The organism is Kluyvera chengduensis (genome assembly GCF_044197065.1).
GTDB classification, from domain to species: Bacteria; Pseudomonadota; Gammaproteobacteria; order Enterobacterales; family Enterobacteriaceae; genus Kluyvera; species Kluyvera ascorbata_C.
Map to the genome: position 1 here is coordinate 1 of NZ_JBIQOI010000031.1, position 379 is coordinate 379.

1 protein-coding gene is annotated in these 379 nt (G+C 55.9%); it reads left to right on the forward strand.

Annotation, left to right across the window (positions count from 1 at the left end; genetic code table 11):
- A partial coding sequence (locus ACH1XZ_RS23225; RefSeq protein WP_395597310.1) for a DDE-type integrase/transposase/recombinase occupies positions 1–379 on the forward strand: 379 nt, incomplete at both ends.

Sequence of the window (379 nt, forward strand, 5' to 3'; positions counted from 1 at the left end):
AGGGCAATACCTGGAACCATAAACGTGTTCACCGGATTTACTGCCTGCTGAAACTGAATTTTCGTCGCAAGGGAAAACAGCGGCTGCCAGTGCGTAATCCAGCACCACTGGCGACACCGCAAGCATTAAACCAGAGCTGGTCCATCGATTTTATGCACGACGCCCTGGTCTGCGGCAGACGCTTCCGGACCTTCAATGTGGTGGATGATTTTAACCGCGAAGCATTGGCGATAGAAATCGACCTGAATATCCCGGCTCAGCGAGTCATCCGGGTGCTGGACAGGATCGCGGCAAACCGCGGCTACCCGCTGAAGATGCGGATGGACAACGGGCCAGAGCTGGTCTCACTGGCGCTGGCACAATGGGCCGAAGAACATGG